Annotated in this window: 3 protein-coding genes and 2 pseudogenes; 1 reads left to right on the top strand and 4 read right to left on the bottom strand. The window is 44.4% G+C overall.

Annotated features, from left to right (window positions below; all coding sequences use genetic code 11):
* A pseudogene (locus tag ACWI_RS19210) lies at nucleotides 1-252 on the top strand (hypothetical protein); the annotation flags it as partial.
* A 97-nt stretch (nucleotides 253-349) separates the two neighbouring features.
* Here the strand turns inward: ACWI_RS19210 and ACWI_RS18275 are convergent.
* The 4 genes and pseudogenes from ACWI_RS18275 to ACWI_RS18260 form a co-directional block, all read right to left on the bottom strand.
* Nucleotides 350-583 (bottom strand): annotated as a pseudogene (locus tag ACWI_RS18275) (UDP-glucose 6-dehydrogenase); the annotation flags it as partial.
* Between the two features lie 262 nt (nucleotides 584-845).
* Entirely contained in the window at nucleotides 846-1,850 is a 1,005-nt protein-coding gene (locus tag ACWI_RS18270) for an NAD-dependent epimerase (RefSeq protein WP_070372883.1), read from the bottom strand.
* 146 nt (nucleotides 1,851-1,996) lie between these two features.
* Complete coding sequence (locus ACWI_RS18265; protein WP_070372882.1) at nucleotides 1,997-2,236, bottom strand: hypothetical protein; 240 nt, start codon at nucleotides 2,234-2,236, stop codon at nucleotides 1,997-1,999.
* 75 nt (nucleotides 2,237-2,311) lie between these two features.
* Nucleotides 2,312-2,683, bottom strand: a complete 372-nt coding sequence (locus ACWI_RS18260) for a helix-turn-helix domain-containing protein (RefSeq protein ID WP_070372881.1) — start codon at nucleotides 2,681-2,683, stop codon at nucleotides 2,312-2,314.
* Between the last annotated feature and the right edge of the window lie 421 nt (nucleotides 2,684-3,104).

Raw genomic sequence — 3,104 nt, 5'->3', positions numbered from 1 at the left:
AGAAAAGACATCCAACATCTCGAATCTGAAACGGTCAGAACCCGTTATGAGCTGAGCCGTCATCTTGCATATCCCTATGATGAGTATCTCAGAAGTGACATTCTCTCCGATCTGGGCCGGCGATACAGTGATCATCCCGCTTATCAAGTCTATATTCAGTTGTTATATAATAACCAGGATCCCATGGAAACCGATGAGTGGTGCGAACATATCTGCCGCCTCGCTAATGGCCACGATGATTCTGAGTATTAGCATTTAGTTACTACCGGTTCAGCTTCCGTGAGGGTGGATCTCACCCTCCGTGAAGCTGGGTCGAAATGATCGTGCAAATGGAGTTTGCCGGTCGGAATATACAATATTCCGCCTCTTTATAGGCCAGGTAACTATCCGTGGTGGCGATCAGATTTAAATCACGGGTTGCCAAATAGTCTTCAATATCCGCATCGATGATTGGGGATTTTTTATGGTTGATCCGTTCCACTTTTTCATGGATGATATCCAATGCAATCACCTCATTGTGTTGGGCCAGCAAAATAGCGTTGGATAAACCAACATAGCCCGTTCCTGCTACTGTTATTTTCATTTTAGGTCGCTCCTTTTCATCCGCGCACTTTCGCACAAGGGGACGGTTCTTTTGTGTCCTCAGATCAAACCATATGGTTGACACAAGAAAAACCGTCCCCCTGTGCTTCCTTTTGTATCCTCTGATCAAATCATATGGTTGACACAAGAAAACCGTCCCCTTGTGCTTTCTTTTGTGTCCTCTGTTCAAATCATATGGTTGACACAAGAAAAACCGTCCCCGTGTGCTTACCTGCCGTCCCCTTGTACTTTCTGCCGTGTGTTTATTGATAATATTCCTGGTACCATTGCACAAATTTTTCAATACCTGCTTCAATGCTCGTTTTGGGTTTGAAGTTGATATCGCGTTCGAGATCGCTGACATCGGCGTAGGTTCTTAGCACATCGCCTGGCTGCATATCCATATAAACTTTTTTTGCCTCGATTCCCAGCGCTGTCTCCAAGGCGTTGATAAAGCGCATCAGGGGCACCGGGTTGTTATTGCCGATATTGTAAATCTTGTAGGGGGCAAAGCTGGTACTGAAATCATCCTTGCTTTCATCCCAGTTTTCAATCGCAAGTGGCGGTTTGTTGATCAAACGGTAAATCCCTTCAACAATATCATCGATATAGGTGAAATCCCGCTCCATCCTGCCGTGATTAAAAACTTTGATTGAGTTCCCTGCCAAGATATCCCGGGTAAAGGAAAAGTAGGCCATATCCGGTCGCCCCCAGGGGCCGTAAACCGTAAAGAAGCGCAGCCCGGTGGTCGGGATGCCGTATAGATGGCTGTAGGTATGGGCCATCAGCTCATTGGATTTTTTAGTCGCTGCATACAGGCTAACCGGATGATCCACATTGTGGCGGGTGGAAAACGGGATAACCTGATTGCCACCGTACACCGAACTTGATGAGGCATACAGCAAATGCGCCACCGGATAATGGCGACAGGCTTCCAGAATATTTATAAAGCCGATTAAATTGGAGTCCACATAGGCATCGGGATTTTCGATTGAATACCGAACCCCCGCCTGGGCCGCCAGATTAATGACGTGGGTGGGCTGATAACAATCAAAAATAGCGTCGATCTCGGCTTTGTTTTTAAGATCAGCCTTCTGAAAAACAAAATTCTGATAGGACTCCAACCGTTCAAGACGGGACTGCTTCAAGCCCGGATCATAGTAGTCGTTGAGATTATCGATGCCAATAACATCCAGCTGCTTTTCTAACAGATATTGAGATAAGTGAAAGCCGATAAAACCAGCCGCTCCAGTAACTAAAATTGTCATAAATGCTAAACCTCTTTCTAAGTCTATTAACCGTCGCACGTGGGGGTCGCACAGGGGGACGGTTCTTTTGTGTCCTTATATTTAGAATAATTGCAAAGTTGACACAAGAAAAACCGTCCCCCTGTGCTTACCATCACCCGAGCCGCTTATTGATAGATGCCGTAATGGGGATTCAGATATTCCGCCTCAGCCATCAGTTCATTAAAGGCTTTTTGCGTCTCCTCTTTTTCCTCCTTGTCAATCCAAGAGAGAATGCCGGCATAATCATTTTTGTATTTGTAGTCCTTCATGGCCTTGCCCCGATCCACCCGTATGATCCAGTCTTCCCAGGTATCGGGATACTTATCCTGAAGCTTTAGCAACTCCTCATCGGTCAGATGCACCATTTGAAATTCGCCGTAGGGCTTCTTTTCTTTTTTATTGTTTGGTTTGTCTTTGTTTAGTTTATATAAGTGACCCGTTTAACCACCCGGATCACTACCCGTTTGATAACCTGTTTCATTACCGGTTTCACGGTCAAAAAATGAACTGCGGGAATTTTGACCACTGAATAAGACAAACTGATATTTGTTGGGTTCCTTGTTTTTGCCCCGTTTGGAAATCAGCAAACCCGCCCTGACCAGGTCGTCCCGGGCCCGAATAACTGTATTTTTTGAATTTACCTGAACGATGCCCATCAATCTCACAATATCTACTTGCAGCCAATCCGGAAAGCCGACCTCGTTCCAATACAAAAACATTTGAAACCATAACAGCCGACTGGTAGCAGATAAGCTATTGCTTTTGACCCATCGATTAAAAGCGGTCATTTCCGATACAAAATTTACATTCATTCTGCCACCGCCTGCTTACCTGTGAATCATCGCCGTTTTCTTATAAACGCTGTGTCCGTGACGATCCGTCATCTTCTTTTTAAAGCTCATGTTACCCATTCCTTCTTTCATCTTTATTTTGTGATACCAGACCAGTCAGACACGACGTCTATGTATGCCCGGCGTTGAGATCAAAATTATGATAACACAGATTAGCAGGAGGATGTGCACTCAAAAGGCATAAAATGAATTTCAGCACATTCTGTACTGAATTAGGGTAAATTTTTGTCCAATATGCGATTATGAACTTCCCGGTTGTTTTTTGCAAGTACTTTTTGCAGAAAGTTGCAAGTTAAAAATACAGAATGTTGCATTATGGAAAATCCATAGTTTTGCAAGCTGAAATGCGAAGCGATTTCGATAAAACTCAAAGCATTGCAGG

The sequence above is a fragment of the Acetobacterium wieringae genome, assembly GCF_001766835.1.
In the GTDB taxonomy this organism is placed as follows: Bacteria; Bacillota; Clostridia; order Eubacteriales; family Eubacteriaceae; genus Acetobacterium; species Acetobacterium wieringae.
The sequence above is the reverse complement of the archived record's forward strand: the minus strand, read 5'-3'. Positions and strand labels throughout refer to the sequence as shown.

What these genes read in the sequence shown, in the direction of transcription:
- ACWI_RS18265 (WP_070372882.1), bottom strand. Translation starts at nt 2,236, where the DNA reads ATGGTGCATCTGACCGATGAGGAGTTGCTAAAGCTTCAGGATAAGTAT.
- ACWI_RS18270 (WP_070372883.1), bottom strand. Translation starts at nt 1,850, where the DNA reads ATGACAATTTTAGTTACTGGAGCGGCTGGTTTTATCGGCTTTCACTTA.
- ACWI_RS18260 (WP_070372881.1), bottom strand. Translation starts at nt 2,683, where the DNA reads ATGAATGTAAATTTTGTATCGGAAATGACCGCTTTTAATCGATGGGTC.